This is a genomic window from Halodesulfovibrio aestuarii DSM 17919 = ATCC 29578, assembly GCF_000384815.1.
Classification (GTDB): domain Bacteria; phylum Desulfobacterota; class Desulfovibrionia; order Desulfovibrionales; family Desulfovibrionaceae; genus Halodesulfovibrio; species Halodesulfovibrio aestuarii.
On sequence record NZ_ARQF01000021.1, the window covers coordinates 943924 to 966833 of the forward strand.

General features: G+C 44.0%; 17 protein-coding genes. 9 read left to right on the plus strand and 8 right to left on the minus strand.

Features of this window, described 5'->3' with window-relative positions; translation table 11 throughout:
* Positions 1-40 precede the first annotated feature (40 nt).
* The 7 genes from F461_RS0115340 to F461_RS0115375 all read right to left on the minus strand — a co-directional run bounded on the left by F461_RS0115340 (position 41) and on the right by F461_RS0115375 (position 9926).
* Positions 41-3544 carry an autotransporter outer membrane beta-barrel domain-containing protein gene (locus F461_RS0115340; RefSeq protein ID WP_020002040.1) on the minus strand — a complete coding sequence of 1168 codons (3504 nt, stop codon included), beginning with the start codon at positions 3542-3544 and terminating at the stop codon, positions 41-43.
* 398 nt (positions 3545-3942) lie between these two features.
* A complete protein-coding gene (locus tag F461_RS18820) occupies positions 3943-4578 on the minus strand; it encodes an HNH endonuclease family protein (RefSeq protein ID WP_020002041.1) in 636 nt (211 codons plus the stop codon).
* Complete coding sequence (locus F461_RS0115350) at positions 4575-5927, minus strand: AAA family ATPase (protein WP_020002042.1); 1353 nt, start codon at positions 5925-5927, stop codon at positions 4575-4577. The genes F461_RS18820 and F461_RS0115350 overlap by 4 nt, the downstream gene beginning before the upstream one ends.
* Before the next feature lie 499 nt (positions 5928-6426).
* A complete protein-coding gene (locus tag F461_RS18825; protein ID WP_020002044.1) occupies positions 6427-6969 on the minus strand; it encodes a hypothetical protein in 543 nt (180 codons plus the stop codon).
* Positions 6970-6992: 23 nt separating this feature from the next.
* Positions 6993-7202 carry a hypothetical protein gene (locus tag F461_RS18160; RefSeq protein ID WP_020002045.1) on the minus strand — a complete coding sequence of 70 codons (210 nt, stop codon included), beginning with the start codon at positions 7200-7202 and terminating at the stop codon, positions 6993-6995.
* 790 nt (positions 7203-7992) lie between these two features.
* Entirely contained in the window at positions 7993-8460 is a 468-nt protein-coding gene (locus F461_RS0115370) for a hypothetical protein (RefSeq protein WP_020002046.1), read from the minus strand.
* Positions 8461-8633: 173 nt separating this feature from the next.
* A complete protein-coding gene (locus tag F461_RS0115375; protein ID WP_020002047.1) occupies positions 8634-9926 on the minus strand; it encodes a hypothetical protein in 1293 nt (430 codons plus the stop codon).
* Between the two features lie 1090 nt (positions 9927-11016).
* Here F461_RS0115375 and F461_RS0115380 point away from each other — a divergent pair.
* From F461_RS0115380 to F461_RS0115395, 4 genes are all read left to right on the plus strand, one after another.
* Positions 11017-11544 carry a helix-turn-helix domain-containing protein gene (locus tag F461_RS0115380; protein ID WP_020002050.1) on the plus strand — a complete coding sequence of 176 codons (528 nt, stop codon included), beginning with the start codon at positions 11017-11019 and terminating at the stop codon, positions 11542-11544.
* Positions 11545-11816: 272 nt separating this feature from the next.
* Positions 11817-12260: a hypothetical protein gene (locus tag F461_RS0115385; protein WP_020002051.1), complete on the plus strand. Its 444-nt coding sequence runs from the start codon at positions 11817-11819 to the stop codon at positions 12258-12260.
* Positions 12261-12532: 272 nt separating this feature from the next.
* Entirely contained in the window at positions 12533-13111 is a 579-nt protein-coding gene (locus F461_RS18170; RefSeq protein WP_020002052.1) for a class I SAM-dependent methyltransferase, read from the plus strand.
* Between the two features lie 680 nt (positions 13112-13791).
* Positions 13792-15057 carry an outer membrane homotrimeric porin gene (locus tag F461_RS0115395; RefSeq protein ID WP_020002053.1) on the plus strand — a complete coding sequence of 422 codons (1266 nt, stop codon included), beginning with the start codon at positions 13792-13794 and terminating at the stop codon, positions 15055-15057.
* A gap of 140 nt (positions 15058-15197) precedes the next feature.
* Here F461_RS0115395 and msrB read toward each other — a convergent pair whose 3' ends face one another.
* A complete protein-coding gene (gene msrB / locus F461_RS0115400; RefSeq protein WP_211211865.1) occupies positions 15198-15662 on the minus strand; it encodes a peptide-methionine (R)-S-oxide reductase MsrB in 465 nt (154 codons plus the stop codon).
* A 374-nt stretch (positions 15663-16036) separates the two neighbouring features.
* Between msrB and F461_RS0115405 the strand changes: the two genes are divergently transcribed.
* From F461_RS0115405 to F461_RS0115425, 5 genes are all read left to right on the plus strand, one after another.
* Positions 16037-17464 carry a COG3014 family protein gene (locus F461_RS0115405; protein ID WP_020002055.1) on the plus strand — a complete coding sequence of 476 codons (1428 nt, stop codon included), beginning with the start codon at positions 16037-16039 and terminating at the stop codon, positions 17462-17464.
* Positions 17465-17515: 51 nt separating this feature from the next.
* Positions 17516-18130: a penicillin-binding protein activator LpoB gene (gene lpoB, locus F461_RS0115410; protein WP_020002056.1), complete on the plus strand. Its 615-nt coding sequence runs from the start codon at positions 17516-17518 to the stop codon at positions 18128-18130.
* Between the two features lie 57 nt (positions 18131-18187).
* On the plus strand, positions 18188-19624 hold the full coding sequence (locus tag F461_RS0115415) for a DUF6844 domain-containing protein (protein WP_020002057.1): 1437 nt from the start codon (positions 18188-18190) through the stop codon (positions 19622-19624).
* Positions 19608-20885 (plus strand): CsgG/HfaB family protein, encoded by a 1278-nt coding sequence (locus F461_RS0115420; protein ID WP_020002058.1) that lies wholly within the window; start codon positions 19608-19610, stop codon positions 20883-20885. Before F461_RS0115415 ends, F461_RS0115420 begins: the two co-directional genes overlap by 17 nt.
* A gap of 338 nt (positions 20886-21223) precedes the next feature.
* Positions 21224-22678, plus strand: a complete 1455-nt coding sequence (locus tag F461_RS0115425; protein WP_020002059.1) for a DUF438 domain-containing protein — start codon at positions 21224-21226, stop codon at positions 22676-22678.
* Positions 22679-22910: the final 232 nt, after the last annotated feature.

The window sequence follows — 22910 nt, forward strand, 5'->3', positions numbered from 1 at the left end:
TCTATCTTTCATAAATAAACGCTTTAGGCAAAGCCAATAGCTAGAATGTCAATGCACACTTAACCATGGCTCCGCGATACGTGCTGTGTTCAGAAATATTTCCATTCAAATCAAGCATAAACGTCACAGGCCCTTTTTCAACGGCCATTCCGACCTGCAGATTTCCTGTCACAGGATCTGCTATATCTGTTGTAAGTGATATATCATTACTAAAAGACGAATCAACCAGTTTGGCATCTGTTCTAAGGTCGGTTTCACCAAAGGCAAACGTCACACCTGCATCAATATTCGCATTAAACCGCCAGCCGGAATCCGTATCGAACTTTTTGGTCAAGGTCATACCTAACGGGAGTAGGCAAGTAGACATGTCTGCACTGTCGACTTTAAAGAGCTTACCATCTGAATTGCTGGAGCTATAGCTGTCTTGTCTGTAGTAGGCATAGTCTAAGCCCATATACGGGGTAAGAATGACAGATTTGTATTCAATCGGTCGGGAACACTCCAGTCCCACGGAATAGACACTACCGTCAGCATCGCCAGAAAAATCTTGAGAACTGATATCTGACTCCAGATTTACATAGATCAACTCACCTTTAAGCTGAAAATCTTCTGGCAAAATATAGGCTCCATAGACAAGAACGCTGACATAATCATTATTAGTAAAAAAACCTGAGCTGGCTTTACTGCCGTCTGTATCTGCTTTACCAAAATTGACAGCAGCGCCGAGCAAATATTCTTCACTGGCAGTTTCCGCGCCAATGGCAAGACCATAGATGTTTGTTGAAAAACTATTTGAAAAGTGCCCTGTTTTTATGCTTTTCACTCTGGAATATTGGTAAAGCGGGGTAACATAAATATCATTCTGCTGTTCCTTCAAATCTTTTGCCCGATAAAGCAACGATGAACCGGATGCGGGGATGCGTCGGGAAGTAAGACTTCTACTCGTCTTTGTTATGTCATACGCGATGTGGCCAACGCCACCAAATCCGGCAAGGTTGGCAGCTTTTTCTACATTATATGCGGCATCAGAATCAGCACTGGTTAACAAAGAGTCCATAAAACGCTCACTGGCAGAGGTCAGACTCCCCGTCATTCCAGCGATTGTATAGTCGTCAAGGAATTTCGCTGTTGAGCCTTCTGCACCAAACACTGCAGCTGAGCCATATAGTCCTAACGTTACCGTAAAGGAATGCAATAAACTGCTACTTTCTGGATAAAGAAGAACATTGCGCATATAAATATTACTCAAAGACCAACCACTGGTAAGATTTGGAGCAAATTCAGCAACCTTAATGGTACCGGGAGCTGCCCGTAAAATTTGTAAATAAGCACCGGGATCGACTGTAAGTCTGGCTGTAGAGGTGGATGTTATTGCAGCTCCCCCCTCCGGGATTGTTTTTGCATTAATAATAAGTAATGAGTTCGCACCAAAAGTTGCATCTGGATTTGTCGGAGTAGCTGGAGTTGAAGTTAGAGTCCCATCAACATGTAAACTCGACCCGGCTGTAAGAGTATATGGTTTGCCAATATACAATACCGCTGAAGCCCCACTTGCTCCCCACAGTCCCGTATCATTTATTGCTGTAATAGCATCCTGAGAGCTGGAAGTTCCCAAGCTGAGAATGGCATTTTTTCCTGCTACAAGATGTCCATCAATTTGGTTAGAAGTGGCAAAGGAAGCGATATTAACAATATTTGCATCTTCAGGATGTTCTGCAACTGTTGAAGATGGTAAAGGGCTGCGCAACAGAGGACTACTTAAATTCATATTTATTGTAGATCCATGCAAACTCAATTTTCCTATTGCCAGCTGACTGCCACTATCTGTATTTTTGTCATTTCTTACTGTAATAATACTATCATTCTGTGCATTCAGTTCGGAAAGAGTCCACTTGCCATTGCTTACGCGCAAGGTTCCGTTATCCAACTCGACATCGCCAGAAATACTATTTGTAGATGAGCCAGACAAAACAAACTCGCCTCCCGAGTCGACGTTACACGCTGTTGCTCCATTACTGGTAATAATTGAGCCGCTATGCGTGGCAACTCCACCATGAACCCAAATAGCGGTAGAACTTGCACCATCTGCTTTAATTGTTCCAGTATTTGTCAATGTGGAGCCCGAATCTTTGACATAGACCCCGACGGCATTTTTCCCAGTTACTATAATGGTACCGTCATTTGTCACATCACCATTTACCCATGTTCCCAACGTATATGAAAGCGCAGAATTACCTGTATTTGTAAGTGTTGCTCCTTTCTCCAATCGCAACGAGCTAGAGTCCCCCATTAAAACGACTTGCCCTGTTGTCTTAGATCCATTTAAAAGCGTTACATCCCCAACATTTCCAGCAAAAATTGCGTACGCCTTTGAGGATCGTGGAGCTATGGCCTCTATAACGCCACTTGACGTTAACGTTAAATTACCTTTTGTTGGTGTAGCACTTTCGTCGTAAGCATCTATTGCATATACAGTTGTTGTTGAATCTTCAGCAAACACTGTATCGCCAATGGCTCTAACTGTTCCTGACATGTTTAAAATCGTTAAGTCACCTTCCCGGGCGCATATCCCTTTTACAGTAGCAACGGTGCTCGTATTCGATCTGGCACTCGTATTAATTGTTCCATCCAGCTGGTTAATGTTAATATCCCCGTGCCATGTTTCAAGGCCATAAGAAGTAAGATTTCTAAAGGACGTGGAGCCCTCAAGGGAATTCAGAGTATCTGAATATGCTGTTGCTGTGATAGTTGAAGACGCATCCAAGGTCTCAATGCTAATTCCAGTTGCTCCATATATACCAAATGCTGCTATAGCCTCTGATGCAACCCCTGCTGCGTTATGACTTTGTGCAATGGATGTTATATCGCCGAAAATTGTTCCAAAGGTACCTGTAGTTCTACAATCAATTGCAGAAACATTTGCATCTTTATTTTCCGATGTAGCCCGGGCCTCAATATCCCCTACAAGATTGGTTAGCTCTACTATCCCGCTCCTAAGTCCTTTTGCATATGCAGCTTCGTTCCCATTGGATGTTGCGTAAACATTTATATTGAATGAGCTACCAATCAACTTGCTGGTATAATCCCTTCTCTTCCCCCCAAAGCCCTGCACATAAGTTTGATCAGTACCAGCAGTTTTAGTTCCTGTTGCTGTTACAGTTCCAGTTGCAGTACCGTCTACTCGAATGGTCACACCGGCAGTGTTATTAAGAATACCACATGCGTTACCATCTGTATTCGTGGCAGTTATGGTGCCGACATTTTCAAATCGCACCTCTCCTGTCGCAGAATCAACAACAACTGCTACAGGAGAGGTTACACCTTCAAATAAATAACTGTCCTCTTCAGCAGTAATGGATCCTAAGTCATCAAGATGATTACCGGCACCAAGCGTAAAATTTGCAATCGTTCCCGCAGTAACAGTAGCGGTCTCCCCCTCCGCTATATCAATATCTGTACCTGCAACAAGAACAAACGGGCAAAATAAAAGGCTCACACAAAACAAACTGGCACTGGCAAGAAAAAGACCGGCATAGTTTCTCATGGGTTACTTCCCCTAATAAAATACAGCTCCCCCCATAGGACCATGTGAAAACTATGCATAAATTTTTTAACATTTCTTTTATAATCAACACGCATTACGTGCTACTTTTTTAAAAAAAGTATGATATTTTTTTAGTTTATCCAAAATTTGCCACACTACAAGGCAAGTTCCAAAGATACATCAACACTATGGTATAATTGAAAAAAATCACCAGAATACTCAATCTACACCGCAAGTATTCATGCTGACGAATGCCTACCAAAATTCAATAAGATGTTTGTTCAACAGGTATGCTGTAACACCACGCATAAAAAAAGACTGCAACATATAGTCACAGTCCTCTCATCATTCAATTTCCCGAATAACTTCTGGTCACTCATTTTTTATAACTGTATTATTCAACTCTCATCTATAACTACTCCCTGCCTCTGTATCTCGTACCAGATGAAAGGGGCATAGCGTGCAATCTGTGCATTTGTGAGAGCATCTTCGCGGGTTCTGTCTTTGTATCGTGCATAGTACTCCGCACGTTCTGCGTCATAGACTTCTTTATCCAACCCAAGTGCATCCAGAATTTCATAGGCTTTCTCTTCCTGCTCCGGAGTCAGGTCTTCGGAAACGGCAATCATTCCGGTTTCCAGCATTAGCTCAAAAGGATAGAAATCCAAATCGTACGGACACGTCAGCGGTTCCTGTCCTCTGGTAGAGTTTACGCGCCTGTCAGCAAGAAGATAATTCTTCCACTCGTACGCCATCCATGCATCCTGTGCTTTGGGAATAAAATGCTCCACACTGCCTTCACGGTTTCCTGTTCCATCAATATCCGGATCGAGGTACACAGCAAGGTACGCGCAAATGTCATTATAGCTTTTATGAAGCATCGGTAATGCCCTGCTCCAATATCTTCTCCAAGCAAAATTTGCAGGCGGCGGATCCCCCTGTTTCACATGATGACGCTTTAAAAATCTTCTGCCCGGCTGTCGTACTTTTTTATTGAACTTGGAAGGCTCCGGAGCACGAGTCACTGGAATCATAAATTCCAGCCCCGTTTTTCTGCACGGGTACGCCAGAATGACCAGAACGGATCGGCCTGATGCAGCGCAGCGACCAATTTTTTATGAATAACTTGTGCTTCTGCTTCACTCACACGATTACGCACAGCAAGCTTGGCTTCTTTTATCGCCTCTTCACGCTGCTCTGAAGAGTCCGTTTCCAACCCGAATACCGGGCTTGTGAGCCATGCTGCAGAAGACCCGCGCCTTACCCACTCTTCTTTTTTAAGTTCAACGTCAGACGTTTCTTTGTTCAGATCAAATGTGTATAGCACGTCTCGGGTTTCATCAAAAATGGGATCCAACGACGCCAGAACCAACGGAGAATGTGTAGTGCAAATAAGCTGTGTGGAAACATCGTGCCCTGTAAGCAGACTGCCCATTACTGACTCAAGCGATTTCAAAATACTGCGCTGCCACTGAGGATGCAGGTGTGCCTCTACTTCATCAACCATAAGAATAATTTTCGAAGCAGCTCCCATTTTAAATTTATCGCATAACTCAATATGTTCATGCCATGCCCATGTCAGAGCATACAAAAGAGAGAGAATCTTGCGAATGCCTGCAGAAGCGTAAATAAGAGGCGTTTCTTTGCCATACTCTGTTTTAATAGTAGGGAATTTACGGCTGTCGTCTGCCTTAACCCTACGCAATCTGCCTATGGAAAAAGCCTCACCCTTTGGGGATAAATGATGCACTCCCCTTTTCAAACAGGCGTAGGCAAAGCTATCCTCCCGCTGCCAGTCGCCCCAGTCTGAAATAAGACCGTTAAATTCTTGCCGGTGGCGCTTTTGAACACCATCCCACAGCTCAGTCTGAGAATAGATGCGGGTAGTCTGATGTCGCATTGAACTTGTTACATGATCATAGTGATGCGCCCGTTCGTGAATAAATGCGCGTGCAAATTCATCTGCCTGCGCCTTAACAGGATCATACATAGCCACGGTTCCATCACATTTCATGTACAGCACAATAGAATCACTTGGGGAATTGGCTTCAATAATTCTCTCCTCACTCTGAGAATTACAGTTCCATACCTGTCCCAACCGCTGAAAAACATACTGTTGAATTGAATCCATTCTATTTATGGAATCAAGTCGACCTCGGATAACCGAATCCGGCTGTTCCCTGCCTTCATACGCATTTGTAATAAAAGATTCGGGCATGGCCATCTCGCCTGCCCACTCTTTTGTAAGCATCCACCATGCAACATCAAGAACAAAACTCTTTCCAAGGCCGTTGTCACCCGTGAAAACGGTGAGTCTATCCCCGAACTCTATTTCAAGATGTTCAGAGGGCCCCACGTTATTAAGCTCAAGAGTTTTGATCATTATCTTCTCCGGAAGAATATTTACGGCGCAATGCGCTAATAAACTAATTTGATATGACTAATATAGTCCACTTCGCTATTTTGTCTAGTCAACTCACCCCATACCTGCATTACAGATAACGCCTGTATCCTGTCGGTCGTCACAATTTCACACAAAACCACCCCGAGCTCCAACACTTGAGTTTGTTTTCCATTTGTTCATCTTATCGGAAAAACAAAACACACCCTCTAAGGACCCACCAGGGAGCATTATATATTGTTTCTTATCATCTGGCTTATGAAGCTTACCTTTCTACCGTCTCAAGAATTCAATTTAAAGCGTCTGAAAGCGTTCCTTGCACCTATTGTTACAAAAGTTGCGGGAAATAAAAGTATTGCCGCTGTTATCCTCCCCCTTAAATACAGGTTCTCCAAAACAACAAAGCCCCCGAAGAATTTTCTTCAGGGGCTCTCATTCGTTATCTCAACGACATAACAACCGAATTATGCACAACGAGATATTAACCGCCGACCCTTTCGATTTGCCTTGGTAGACCTGCACGGTCGCCACGGTTGCTAATTACAGAAATCGCCTTTTCATAGCGGGCATGATATCCGATATCAAAATGGAACCACGACATACCGCCGAAAGCTTCAATGCGCTGCATATACTCGAACTGCGGTGCTCTAGCGTCCGCGAGCATCTCATCCCATATTTCATCCGGTGTTGTTTTACTGAACTTGCAATCCATGGCGCGAAACAGCTTATGTTCAGACAAAGCCGCTCCCTCACCGCAATCCACTGGTCTCCAACCGGAAAAACGAAACATCTCAGCAGCCCCGTTTTTCCATTCTGTTTCAGAAAACCAATGCCAATTGTTCACTAAACACGGGCCATATCGATCGCGCAGCCTATCCAACGTTAACAGAATACGATAATCGAACAGGCGGAACAATGCAGATTTATCTTTACAATATGCAGCCTTGAACGGCGCAGGAAGCAACACAGGCGGTGGCAACAGCTCTTCAATGCTGAAATGTTGCGGAATATAACTACTACTCATCAACGGCCTCCACTGCGAATTTCTTACCAATACAGCCTGCCGGCACAGCAATCAGGGTCACTTGTTTTTTTTACTCCGCCTAAGGACATTATCTGTGTTTTTTTCGGGTTACCTATCAGCGCACCGTTTCCTCTCATCCCTTGATTTCCACCCGCCCAAAAAATTTTTGATGCTCCAGTACAAAATATCGTTCCCACCATGCCAGATTTTTCCTTTCTAAACCAGTGTTCCATACAGATTTTCTAGAACTTCCGTTGAAGTGTTATTTCTCTGCACTGCGACATATGGGTTACGTACTCCGTATGCTACCAATACATAGCCCAATCGAATGACAGTCTGAAATAACATCCTTTCAAGCAACGAGATATACACTAACGGAAGGTATTAGGTAAGGTGCGCCACACAATGCTGGTACCACTGTATCATCATCTTCTGGCTATCCCCAAAGCTAGGTACACTGTATTAACGTCATCGAACCAACATACCGTTTATGTCTGCCGCGATCAGACATAATATTTAATTCTTTTTAATCTGATATTGAATTTTTGCGCATGAATCATTAAAGTCGCATGCGAGGTGAACATGCTAAATAGATTTTTATTACTGCTCAGCAACTATGTCCTGTCGTTTACTCTTTTTATAACAATGCTATTTTTCTTAAGTTCTTCCCTATATATGCGATAAAAGCACCACAATGCTAACCCTGTATATAAGTTGCATAAGTACCGCTGCCGTCTACTCATAGACATGGAAGTGGTGCTCTTTTCTTATGTTTAATAATAAAAAGCCGCTTCTATCTGGTAGAAGCGGCTTTTTATTACCCATATGCAAGATCTATTAATCGCAGCCAATAAGCATCCCTTAGGAACATACTATAATCTTTGTAAAATTTGCTATGCCGTCCCAACCATAAATGTTGTACACCTGTTGGGAAATGACTTCCCGCTGGAGCTTAGTCATGGAATTTTTCAGCCGGACAACTCACGCGTATGCGCCATCATAAACTGATACAAACAAAAGTAACTAGTTGTAATGCAAGCGCAACCCGCAGACGGTCTCCATCAGTTCATCCAGTGGAATAACCTTATACATCGGCAACTTCAGGTGTGATGCCAACGTCGTAATATCTATCGCCCGTTCTTCCTTACTGCTTCTGTCCAGCCCTTGCAGGTACACATTACCGCTTCCATCCTGAATAACTGATTTCAATGTAAACTTAATATTTTCTGCATTCTCACGCTTGCGTGTGTAGGAAAAATCCATGGGAAATCCTTCATCCGTTGTCCACAATACGTTTACTTCAGAATCCCAGTCCCGGTTATTTGCATATTTTTTACGCTTACGCGCTGCAACATACACGTCCTTAACTGCGCCGGAACGTTTTTCAACAATCTCTGCAATCAATTCTCTATAGTTACGTGCAATACTCCGACGCCACCAGCTATTTACCCCCAACGCAACAACCGCAATAAGCCCAATGAACCAATACATGCAACACTCCTGTATCATACGATAATGCAGTAACGTTTTGCTTAACATTAAATGAATTCAGAAAAATAGGAAACAAGAGTAGTTACCCTCGCGGAAATACTACGTGCCGCACCGGTAATTCACCCCCCGTAAAAAAAAGCGCCGCAGGAATTAGCTCCCGAAGCGCTAAAATTTTAGCTTCCAATTGGCTTAACCCACATACGTGTTTGCAGGTTGTAAATACCATATAACATTATTCCGCTTGAAGAGGTCTGCTTCCCGACTTTCAGCAACCCATCATCGTTAAGCGTAAACAGTGTATATTCACAGGGTAAAATTGTATTTCCTGAAAAATCCAATACTCCGACCCCATTATCATCAGTTACCACATAACCAAACGTATCAACATACAAGCTGCAATACTTAGGTGGTACAACGACAGTTCCGTCAGCCAACAAAACACCGCCCTCCCCGTTATTATTCCAGACAATATAGGCATTTTTAACACCGTAGTTGTTGATGCTGTATGCCTTTATAAATGTATCTGAGGGAGCGCAGTGTTGCGGATTCAATGTTCGAAGCAATGAATAAGCATGCAGAATTTCTTTGATACCACCTGCTCGAACTTGTCCCCGACGACATCTGCTATGGACGGTTACAGATGTACTGCTGGCGGACGCAATCATTGAAGCTGAATCTGGGGGCATATCTGGCTCAGTAGAGAGACCCGAACCGACACTTGTGATTTTCTGAGAGTTCATGCGCCCCGACGAAATGGCCTTGTTACTACCTTTGACAATGCCTTCTTTCCCATGGGGATCTAAAGCACATTTTTTTGTAAAACCTTCTACGTATCCGTCTGAGGTTCGAACAGATGAATTACGCTCCGCGCATGTAATACCGGAAACTATCGATTTCCCCACAAGATGCACACCTGTTATCGCTTTGTACTGATGATACACGGCGACAAGGGTGTTCTCATTAGAATCATAGTATATTACGCCATTCGGCTCACGGAAAAGAACATCTTCGGGAGACCGTACTGAAGTGGTCAAAAAATGCTCCCACTGAACAGCGTCCTGACTGCCGGGAATAACGGCCACTACAGCAGCACCCTGATCTACGTCATAAAACGATACGCCAGCACTTTTGCTTGTGACCTTCAACCCATCAAATTGCAACCCGCAAGGAGTGTGAACAAAAGGAACAATAGTGTCACCCAACGGGAGTTTGATGGTAAATTCTTTATAGGAATGCAACGCGCCCGCAAAACTCTGCAAGCCGAGAGTTGCAATCTTGTTGCGCAGCCGAACAAGGCGTGCCTTGTCGCCTGTGAGTTGTTTTTGTAAAGAGGAAACAAAACCTGTGGAAATATCACATTCACCCTGTAGAGCATCACTCGCACAAGCTCCCTGAGCTACCGCGACCAGTAGAAGCAGGTACAATAAAGTAATTCTCAATACAGTAGGCAACGTTAAAAACACCATTAAACACCTTTTTTTATCATTATAAACGATGCAAAAGTATTCCCCAAATCATTTTGCATAGAGATCCTTAATATATCGTAAAATAACACATAAATAGTGCTGATATCTTTTGTCCCCGCACAAAAAATAACACATACCCACCAACAGAAATATTTACAGCAAGTCAAGCAAAAAATGTATATAGGGGATAAGATTGATTATCAAATATACCAAAATTACATTTTTTTTATAATAGCCGAATACTACAACGTAAAGTGACGCAAGCGACATCAATGTTAAGAAGAAAAAAAGAGCTGTGACAAACAGCTCTTTTCAACCTCTACACATATACACATAGCCTAGTTATAACGGGACAATTTGTTACTTATACAGAGCTTCGCCTTGTTCCTTTTGCACTAGAAAGTTAAACCCTTTTCGCATTGACGATAAATATACCTCTATAGATACTTCTTTGTGTCCGCATTGCTTACAAACACGTTGACGCACAATACAATTGTCATCAGACACGTTCGATCGCGGAACATGCGTCTTTGCTCCGCAAACAGGACATAACAACATCCTTAATCTCCTATGGGATAGGCTACCATCTGTGTTCAAAGCACGTCACTATCCGCATCTAGTGCAGCAACCTGACCACAACTCCACGTTTCACAAAAAAAGACGTGGAATTTCCCCTCTTACAGATCGTTTTTTCTCATGAAAGCCTCAGTTCAAACGCGACACAACAACAAAACAAATGCCAAGGCGACATTTACTTTTATTTTATAAATAACAATAGAACTATAAAACTAAATTCAAATACACATTAAAACTGCTATGTAATATATATTCTTTACTTTTATACAACTAATGCATACTTTTTTATGTAAAAGTTATATTTTTAATATTATTATAAAGTAATTACTTATGTTAATTAAAATTTTAAACAAAAAAATACATGAACATGCTTTCACAAAGCATTTTGACACAGCTCTTTGCAGTGTGATATCAATTCTCACTAGCAACTATTAATACAAGTCCGCTAGATAACCGCTCAACTACATTGTCACACACCAATGATGTGTCAGCACAACAAAAAAAGTCAAGCCCTATGCTCAGACAACACAACAAAAATCGCGTACTCCCTACCACCGCAGCCAAACATGACCCAGAAAATGCTCAGGCATGGGCGGTCATTATGACTAAAATTCTTGCCTTACGAGCACAAGGCAAAACTATGCAGCAAATCGGAGACATGTTCGGTGTCGGACGAGACACCGTCTCTCGCTGGATCAGTAAAGAATTTGGCGGAGAAAAAACAACTTTCGGAGATATGCTCCGGTATGCAAAAGCGTTGAATATTCCATTTGAAGAGCTTGTCGAAAAAGACCACCCCGCATACATTTCTAAATACAACCGGATCGTTGGTGAGATTTTACAGGAGTTTACACAAGACAGCGCAATGTCCATCACTGACATTGCGTCTGCATCCAACCTTTCGAAAACCGAAATCTGTGCTGTATTCTCAGGTCAAGCTGCCGCTACCCCTGAACAATTATATAAAATATGTTCCGCCATTGAGGTGAATGCCTCCGTCGTACTCAAACAGGCGGCGAAACATATACACACCGCAATCTAACACTGCGGGAACCAACCATTCCTACAAAAAACAGGGCACCCCACGCCGGAGTGCCCTGACCTCATTTTTTTTCCTTAGCCAGCTTCAAGCTGATCTCAGCAAAACACATGATGCATCAACCCAACACGCATCCCACATGCCTTCTCAGAAGTTAATCGTCACTACAACAAACTTTCACCTGTACAAAAACAACTTACGTTACGTATTATCAAATTTAAGGTCATTCTTTCCGACAGCCTCAATGGAAGCATTCACTATACGGAGAAATAAACATGCTAACGACATTTTCCTGCTCCAACTGTGACGCCATCGTTTCATTTACTGCGAAGGACATTAAACACCATGCCGTGCACAGCGTTACTTGCCCGCACTGTCACGCGGCTAATCGTAATGACGCCATCAACAATCTTGCAAACACAGTAGGCAACAGGTTTCGGCGCAAGTTTACCGGAGATAACGAAAACATGCACATCCTCATCCGCAATGAACCTGTAGAGGATGTAAATCATGCCATGGAAACCAGTTTTGTCTGCTCAACATGTAAAAAAGAGGTGTGCTTCAGTCCCATAAAAATACTGAGTCATGTTGAACACACGATCACTTGTCCCATCTGCTCCACCCGCAACGGCAATGCTTCTGTCGATGCACAGGGAATATCACTATGCAACAGTTTTATTGTCATTAACACAGAAGGAAAGCTGTTACCGAAGACCTAGATCAGCCAGATAGACACAAACAACACCTTACCCAGCTGATCAACAATCATATTCGACCGATAAAAGCACCCTACAGCCACTTTTTCCTACAACATTTGCGAGACAACTCCCTCCCACAGAACATAGAACACTACTGCTGATATTACAGATAGAGCACCAAAAAACAGCTTCTACCACAAAACACATAATAAACTAATATGCTTATATTTTTCTATTCGTTAATTAACAATAATCTAAATTCCATCATTAACGAACGTCAAGCGAGCGTTGTCATGCAGTACTATAACAACCATGCCGTTGAATATGTAAAAAAGACCTTACCCATCAGTATGACTGAGCAGTACGAAAAATTTTTACGCAATATACCGAACAACGGATCTATTCTGGATGCAGGCTGCGGCTCAGGCCGTGACGCCCTTTATTTCCTCAAAAACGGCTATAAAGTTGATGCCTTTGACGCATCAACAGAGCTAGTGAAACTAGCAGAAGAACTGACCGGCCTGAACATTAGCTGCCTACGGTTTCAGGAATTCTCCCCTCACACCATCTATGACGGAATATGGGCCAACGCTTCACTGCTCCATGTTCCACAAAAACAACTACACGACGTGCTCAAAACATTTAAGGCATCGCTTAAGTCAGGTGGAATCTTGTTCTGTTCCTTTAAATACGGAAAGAAAGACGCTATCGACGAACTTGGAAGAAGTTTTACCAATAAGACATGCGAAATGTTGGATAAAGATTTATCCAACGCAGGATTTACATCACGACGTTCCATAGCTCTGCAGCAAAGCACAACACCTGAAGGCTCTCCGCAAGCCTGGGTTACAGGGTTGGCCGTTGCACCATAACTACGCCCCCCCCATAAAACAGATTTACTATTTTTTATACAGCATCATGTAGTATGCATATAAAAAAGCCCCCGCAGCCACTGCAGGGGCTTTTTTTATATTGAAACGCATACCACATATCTTCCCGCTATTATTCAAAATTGTTAATTTCGACAGCGTATTCCATACTCTATAAAAACTGTAGGCTTGTACATGATTTTTGGTATACATCATGTGTTATAATTCAGCGTGTTATATGCATTATTACAATTATAGGCCATAAAAAAGCCCAACACTTCTATACATATTTTTACGTAGAACAGTACGAGTTTATACTTGTTAAACGTGCACAATTTACAACAGATAATAATTCAATAATTAACACGATGTACAATTATTCCGAGTTTTATAAAACACTTTCAACAATGAGACGGCATTTTTAGTTACGCAGTAACTCCTACAGTACTGCACACAATCTGTATAAAATATTTGCTGCTTGCACATACAAGAACGTTTTGCTGCAAAATATATTTCTCAAAACATTCAGATAGAAAAATGCCACCTGTTACTCACTCTCTAAAGAGCATGTTGAGGATAGCCACCTTTACACTTTAGCCTGTGAGTATTTTTTGGGAGTCTCGGTATAAAATTTTGAACGGCTTTTGTTTTTGAGTCTTTAATGAATTCAAGAAGGAATTATCATGAAACGTTTTATTACTCTTGCACTTGCATTGTGCATGGTATTCGGCGCAGCGCTTAACGCTTCTGCAGCTGAAATCAAAGCTTCCGGTAACATGTGGGTTGGTTACGATTACCTCAACGTTGATAACGAAGGTAAAACAACTGACTTTAAACAGCGTTTCCGTACTCAGATCGACATCGTTGCTTCTGAAGCTCTCTCCGGTACTGTATTCTTCGAAATCAACAATACTTGGGGTCAGACTAACGCTACCAACACTGGTAACGGTTCCGGTGGCGCTCTCGGCGCTGATGGTGTAAACATTCAGACCCGTCGTGCTTACCTCGACTTCCTCATCCCAAGCACCCCTGTTAAAGTTCGCGCTGGTATCCAGGGCGTAGCTCTTCCAGGTGCTGTATCCGGTAACGTTGTTCTCAACGACGACCTCGGTGCAATCGTTGCTTCTGCAAGCTACTCTAACGTAGACTTCACCGCTTTCTACGGTCGCCCTTACGATGCAAAAGATAACGGCTACGATGATTCCGAATCTTCTGTTGACGTTTACGGTCTTATCGCTGCTCTCAACTTTGACACCATCACTGTTACTCCATACTTTGTAGCAGCAAACGTTGGTGAAGATGTTAACCTTCCTGCAACATTAGTTGCAGATAAAGGCCTCACCGGCGACACTCAGTGGTACGGTGTAGCTCTCGAAGCAACCCCTATCGAAAACCTCGTACTGTCCTTCGACGGCGTATTCGGTAAAGCATCTGATGATGATGGTGGCTTCCTCGTAGCTGGTAAAGCTGCTTACACTACTCAGTACTGCGTACCTGCATTCATGGCTTGGTACGGTTCTGGTAACGATGACGACAACGAAGGCCGTATGCCTATCCTCGACAACGGTGGCGACTTTGTAGCTACCACCCTCGTAGGTGAAGGCGCAGTTGGTCCTATGTCTGACAGCGTTCTCGGCGATGCTCGCGGTAAATGGGGTGTTGCACTCGAAGCTAGCGAAATCACCTTCATCGACAAAGTATCTCACGTTGCACGTATTGCTTACGTTCGTGGTACTAACGATGATGACGCCGCTGGCCTTGACATTGAAAACTGGAGCGACGACGACAGCGCTGTTGAAATCGACTTCACTACTACATACAACATGTACGACAACCTCGATCTCGTTGCTGACCTCGCTTTTGCAGCAACAGACTTCGACAATGACAACGCTAACGAAAACGTAGACCACGTATTCAAAGCTGCTATCCTCGCCGTATACAGCTTCTAGCACCAAATATACTCAAAAACTAAAAGCCTAGTGAAGGGGGTTGCTGTAAAAGCAACCCCCTTTTTCTATATGCTACCCAAAGCATTTGGAGATACTTATAGGGCACATACTTGGATGTTCATCGAGCACTCACTTTCTTCCTATTTGAATAGATACAAAAAAGCTCCATACCCTTCTTTTTCCATATCGTCTTTAGAGATAAAACGCAGGGCTGCAGAGTTTATACAATAACGGAGACGTGTCGGCAGGGGACCATCCGTAAACCTGTCACCCAAATGAGAATCGGACGTCTTGCTGCGCACTTCGAACACTTCTCCAAAAAAAGAAAATTTCTTACGCAGAGTAATATATTTCATATCAATAGGCTCAGTAAATGCTGGCCAGCCGGAACCGGAGTCATATTGAGTTGTGGTACTGAATAACGGCGCTCCCGACAGCAGATCAACATAGATGCCCTGTTTTGTGTAAAACTTGAAATACGGATTATCAAACGGGCTTTCTGTACCGTCTTTCTGTGTAATTTTATACTGCAACGGAGTAAGAAGCTTTCGAACCTCTACGTCATCCGGCTTTTTATATGAATCCCAAGGTGCACTATCAGCCATACCCGCACCGGCTGCGAAACAACAAACAGTGCATACTAAGAAAATGAACGTTACCATATGCATCATTTTCATTATTCCCCCGAACACCACTCTACTGCATAAGCAATCAACCTCAGCAGTAAGTTCGTTACGTTTAATTGTGGTTACTGCCCTCTATACCGCATTGTAACACCTCGCTCTAGTATTTATCATTACCCCCCTTTCCCATCACCAAGTTGGATATAAAAAATACGACAAGCCATTATTTACTGTCGTAAATATTAGACAGTGTATATCGCCCTGCAAATAAACGTTATTTTCACGGGTATGCAGTTGAAAGTGTGCACTCAATCCAGTATTCCCCATATGTTTCTTAACTTTAAATCGGGGGATATATGAAGCTAAGGCTTTGCTTATTACTAGCAACAGCAACGCTGTTATGTGGTTGTGCAACAATGCAGCAGCAAGACCAAAAGGCACTACTGCAACCGTACTACCTGGGTGACACAACAGCTACATCAACCATTCTTGATACTGACTTTGACCACGCACTGCCTTTTCTGCTCGATGCAGGTATGGTTCGTTTTAATCAGGGAAGGTTTGAAGATGCATACACTCTGCTTAATGAATCTGAAGCAGAGGTAAAAAACGACGAAACGGAAAATGATGCCTACGCCGCATCAAAAGTCGTTGGCGAAGTTCTCTTTAACAGAGAATTCATGAACTACGAACCAAGAACAAGCGACACTGTCCTTATCAACATGTACAAAGGGATGTCCCTGCTTGCGCTCAATAAAACCAGCAAAGCACGTGTAGAATTCAACCGCACACTGGAACGCCAGCGTCGGGCGGTAGAAGAATATAAGGAAGAGATCAAAGACTTACAGAAAGAAGCAAAAGAGCAACGCTCAAAGCAAAAAAAACAAGCTGCGACGCAAAAAAAAGACAACGCGCCAGTACTCGACTTACTTCGTATACAGGATGTTGCAACAAAATCCGTATATGAATCTATGCCTGAAATTAATAAATGGAAAAGCTACGGTGATTTTGTCAACCCATATGCAACGTACCTTTCCGGCTTATTCTTTTGCGTAAACGGCGAGATGAAAAGCGACTACAACAAGTGTAATACTATGTTGAAGCGCGTTAAAGGCATGGTTCCGAACAACTCGTATGTTAAGCAAGACGCAAACATGTCCAAAGATTTTGCACGGGGAAGAAAGACCAGCAAATACCGTAAGCCTTCCGTGTGGGTTGTGTTCGAAAACGGCCTTGCGCCGGAAGTGGACGAATTCCGTCTCGACATCCCGCTCTTTATTGCTGGTAAACGAGCCGGTGTCTCTATGGTTTCCTTTGCTATGCCAAAACTGAAAACTCGCGATGCAGCGATGCCGTTTCTTCAGGTTACAGCAGGATCAAAAAAATACGCTTCCAAAACCCTTTGCAACTTTGACAGAGTTATGCAGGCCGAATACAAGGCGCACCTCACATCAACAATATCAAAGGCTGTTGCGTCCACTGCCACCAAGACTTTTGTACAGTATCTGGCACAGGAAAGCGGGGGGCAACTTGTAGGGCTTGCAACCGGTCTTTTCACTTCTGCAATGACACGGGCAGACACGCGTTCATGGCTTTCACTGCCTAAAAATGTCCAGCTTATACGTGTACCTAAACCTAAAGATAAAAAACTGTGTCTTCAGGCTCCAAATGGTACAACACTGGCAACCGTGACACTTCCAGACAGCAAATACTCCATTGTCCATGTACGTATGCCTCAGGCGAACAGTGTACCATATGTGCAGACTATTGCCCTTGGAAAGTAACTAGTACTGAACCCAATATCTATTCACTCATTTTTTACAACGGAGCCACAAATGAAAAAACTGCTCATACTTACCTTACTCGTACTTATTGCCCTTACAACAGGTTGTAACAAAAAGAACGTGGCAACCATGATTGACCCATACAACGACACCAATGCGCGTATTATGGGCCTCGGTTACAGAGACTTTGAACAGGCAGCATCTACCGCTGTTAACGAAATGCTCTCCTCCGGCGCAGTATCCAAGCCGGGTGGCGGTCGTTACGTTATGGTTGTATCCCGTGTTATTAACGACACAATGCAGAACATCGATACTGACCAGCTCATCAAAAAAATTCGTATTGACCTGCTTCGCAGCGGCAAAGTTGTTACTACCACCGCCATCGGCATCAACGGCGCTGAAGACCCGATGGTTGCAGCAGCACGCAAGCTGAGAAAATCCAAAGAAGTTAACCAGAAAAACGTGGCACGAAAAGGCCAGATTGTCGCTCCGGACTTAAGCTTATCCGGCAAAATCATCCAGCGTAACCACAGTATTGATTCTGATACAGACCAGATTGAATACTTTTTCATGCTTACCCTTACCGATATCAATACCGGCCTTGCCTTCTGGGAAGGTGAAACTCCAATCATCAAACGCGGTGATTCCGGCACAGTTTCCTGGTAGTTTTCTCTTTTTCACGGGGCTGATTCAGCCCCTTTCTTACTTCTTAGGAGATCCCACATGCAGACTCAGTTCTCACGCTCCGCAAAGCGTTATATTGCAGCATTCATAGCCATATTCCTTCTGCCGTCCCTATCTTTTGCACAAGGCTCAACCAATCTTGAAGCACCTGCTCCTGCCACACAGGAACAAGCGGCCGTCATTGAAGAGGCCGTGGCTGAGGCTGCTGTGCCTCAGGTTCTCGATCCAAGGGCAGAGCTTGATGAACTTATCTCTATCTACAACGGAGAAGGCAAGGGTGCCCTCTTCCTCGAGAAACAAGATCAAGGTCAGATTTTCTACACGGTAAGCAGAGCACGCGTAAAAGTTTCCGCAGACCATCCGGACTGGGCAAACTTCCGCACAATGGCATTTGAGGAAGCCTATTTAAAGGCGCAGGCTGAATACATGAAGTTTCTTGGTGTTTCCGTGCGTGCTGCAGCATTGCAGAGCATCAAAGAAGACCCGACAATGCCGGAATTCACCCGCGAAGAACTTGGCAGCACCAATAAATTTGAAGAAATTTTAGAGAAAGCTGTTGCCGTTGTCGGCAGCAAACTGGACAACATGCTGTCAGAAAACGGTATTGATCCTGAAAAATTCAAAGCACTCCCGCGTGAAAAGAAAAAAGAACTGCTCCGCAACACCATTGAAAAACGCACTGTTACTACTGCCAGCGCAGAACTTTCCGGCATGATTCCAGTGCAGACGTTTGAAGCCAACAACTCCGAAGGCAGACATGAAGTTGCTGTCGCTGTTGTGGCATCTCCAAAATTCAAAAGCTGGATTTCTTCCATCATCGCCAACAAAGGCGACCTGCGCCCAAATCCTCGTAAAGTAGGCGGACCGTCTGTTCGCAGCATCGTCGGCAACAAGCCTGCCGCACTTTTCCAACAGTTCGGCATACGCCGCATCTACAATCAGGACGGCTATCCTGTGCTTGTATCCTACGGTCAGGCTGGCAACGCGTATACTGGTACAGATTATGATGAACGCGCTGAAGGCCGCGAAATGGCTATGCGCCATGCAGATGCTCAGGCATACGCTAATTTTGCATTCCTGTTCAAATCCCACGGAATGTTCAGTCAGGATGCAGGCCGAAAAGAGGTTGAAAAAACCGTCGGGACAGTTGAGCAGCAGGCAGACGGCAGCATCTTCAGCAGCAAAGAGCGCTCCAAAGAATTCATCAGCACCCTGAACCAAACCATCAACGCAAAAGGTTGCATCAAAAACCTGCCAGGTGTGCGCAAGCTCACCTCATGGACATATAAACACCCTGAATACAATCAGGAGATTGTAGGCGTTATCTACACATGGTCACCACAGTCCAGCAAGCTTGCAACAGACTTGAAAAAGACTGTGACTGCAAAGAAGACAGCTGCTGCTCCACATGCTAAAAAGCAAGTTTCACCAAACGCAGTTATGGGTCAGGAGATGATGGATGTTGACGACTTCTAAAAAAACACCGTTTCAGCTTGTCCTGCGCATGCTCATCATTATCTGCATGCTGCTCCTCACATTTTCTGTAGAAAGCCATGCTAAGGTTGTGTCCGCTACAACAACAGGCATGGCAGCATCTCGAGATGCTGCTATTGAAGATGCGCTTATTCAGGCAGTTCGTCAGATCAAAGGGGTAAGCCTGCAATCTGCCTCTGTTGCCGTGCGTGCCGGTGCAACTGAAACAACAAATGGTACGCGCAACACTAAGTTCAAAGCAGAAAACGCCTCTGTCACCGGAATGAAGACTTCCGGTGTCATAGCAGGTTATGACATTATAGACGAGACTAACGACAACGGATTGTGGAATGTAACCCTTGAAGCTCAGATCAACGTCTACGAGACTCCTGGTCTGGCACCGAATAACCGCCGCAAACTTGCCATTGTGGGCTTCAAAGCTTCCACTGCAAACCGCAAGCGCGGAGTTCCGCAGGTATTCCAACAAAAACTCACTGACAGCCTTGTACAAAGCAGACGCTTTACCGTGCTCGACCGCGAAGAGGATGCTCTTTACCAACGTGAAAAAGCGAACTGGAAGAGCGATGATTTTGCTATTGCTGAACAGGCAAAACTTGGGATGCGCCTTGGTGCAGACTACATTGTAACGGGGAAAATTCTTTCCTACACCACAAGCTGCACAAAAAAAACAATCGACCTTACTGGTGAAAGTTACTTTATAGAACGTATTGCCGCGCAGGTTTCCTACAAAGTAATCGTTCCGGCCACTATGCAAGTTAAGTGGTCATCCACCGTTACCGTAGACAAAACATACGAAAGGGATACTGCAAGATCCTCCGGCGCCCTCTCTGCAAAACTCTCCAGCATGGTCTCACAGAAGATCAGCACTGAACTGTTGCAAGCAATCTATCCAATTAAGGTTATCAAAGTTGCAGGTAGCAGCGTATATTTGAACATGGGCGGAGTTAACGTCAAAGCCGGACAGCGTTACAACGTGTACCATCTTGGAGAACGGCTTATCGACCCGTACACAAAGGAATCGCTTGGACGGACTGAAACAAAAATCGCAACAGTGCAGGTGCAGGACATAAAAACAAAATTCACTGTAGCGAAAGTTCTTAGCCAATCAGGCAACATTGCTACCGGTGATATCTGCAGACCTGCATCGCATAGTGGCAAAAACAAACACAGACAACCTGCGCCAAAAAAGAAGGCCTCCATCAAATACACAGATGACGGCGGCGTGAAGTTACCGTTTGATTAAATCAAGGTTTATGTCTGCGGTGCTTATCTTTGCATCCGGCAGGTCTCGAGAAGGCATGGGAAAATCCCACATCTTGCACTACGGCAAGACAATGCGCCCCTTTGACTGCGCCTAGCAAAAGAAGCATGCTACCAAATGATATTCACAAAGGAATTCACCTCATAAAAAAAGCAGAGTCATTGGCTCTGCTTTTTTATTTTTCAAAGTTACTTTTCTGCGCAACCGCCTTAATAGCATTACAGAACACTCCTTAAAAAACTCAAACATATTCCAACAAATCACAGCTGCCCTATGGTAATGTAATTCGATCATGCAACCGTTATTTATGGAGCAGCGCCATGGAACTTTCAAAGAAAACGAAAATCGGTGGGTTGATTAAAAAATATCCCTTTCTGTTGGACTACTTCGTGGACAAGTCCCCTAAATTTTCTAAACTAAAAAACCCTCTCATGCGTAAAACCATTGGTAGCATTGCCACACTGGAACAGGCGGCAGGCATGGGAAATATTGACATAGGCGAGCTACTACTAGAAATAACCACCCAAATTTACCATCACACAACTGACAACATAACCATCATAAACTCCAATCAAGCACCGCCAGATGCTCCCCTTGCCCGTGAAGAACGAATAGAACTGCTGAAAAATATTGTTCTACAGTTACATAACGGTGCACCTATAGACGAAGTGCGCAAAGAATTCTTAACCCTGTTTCATAATGTATCCCCTGCGGAAATTGGACAAATGGAGCAAAAGCTCGTCGCAGAGGGCATACCGGAAACAGAAATCAAAAAACTGTGTGAGCTGCATGTTGAGCTATTTGAAAACTCTGTTGCCCAAAGCGAACGCCCTGAACTCCCGAAAGGGCATCCATTGCACTCCTTTCAGGAAGAAAACAAGCTTGCAGACATAAAATGCAGGGAACTGCTCGATGTAATTAAGGGTGCAAACGAACCCTTGGAATTTTTCGCAGCAAAACCCGGTCTTATTGAAAGCGTAGAAGACCTTGCAAAAATCATCAGGCATTATGAGCGTAAGGAGAATCAACTTTTCCCGGTTATGGAACGCCACGGGCTCACGGCACCACCGCAAGTCATGTGGGAACTGCATGACGACATCCGTGCATTGCTCAAAACGGCACGCAAAGCATTTGCAACAGATGATACAAAGGGCACAATCGACGCAGTGCAAAACCTTGTCGTTAGCATCTGCGACATGATTTACAAAGAAGAAAACATTCTCTTTCCTATGGTGTTTGAAACGTTCTCCGAAGATGACTGGGCGCAAGTTTACTCCGGTGAAAAAGAGATAGGTTACGCATGGATCACCCCCGGTACTGAGTGGAAAACAGCAGAATATCCCGCCGCGACACAAGCAACACAGACTGGAAAAATTACACTGGACAAAGGCAAACTGGAACCTCTCGTTATCAACGCCATTCTCAAGTCTCTTCCAGTCGACCTCACATTCGTCAACGCAGACAATAAAGTTGCATACTTTTCACAGACACAAGAACGAATATTCCCGCGCAGTGCCGGAATCATCGGGCGAGACGTTGACAACTGCCACCCGCCGAAAAGTGTCCATGTTGTAGAAAAAATCCTTAAAGCGTTCAAATCCGGTGCCCACGACACCGCCGAGTTCTGGCTAGAACTCAACGGAGTCTTCATCCATATCCGCTACTATGCAGTGCGTGATACCAACGGCTCCTATCTGGGATGTCTGGAAGTTTCTCAGGATGTGACCGGCATTCGTGCCCTCACAGGCGAGCAACGCCTACTCAGTTGGGAATAGATGCACTATTCCTTGAATGCAGCGGAATTAAACATCAACACTGATGCAGTATATGTGCATAACTGATGGACATTCGGTTTTGTGCAAAAAAGTTTACACTTCTCCGCCGTGCTGTGTACAGACCATACCTCAGCAATATATTCACCGCATCAAATTACAAAAAAAGGGTGGAGTTATTACTCCACCCTTTTTTTTTATGAAACACTCAAACGCAGTACTGTCGCTACAAAAT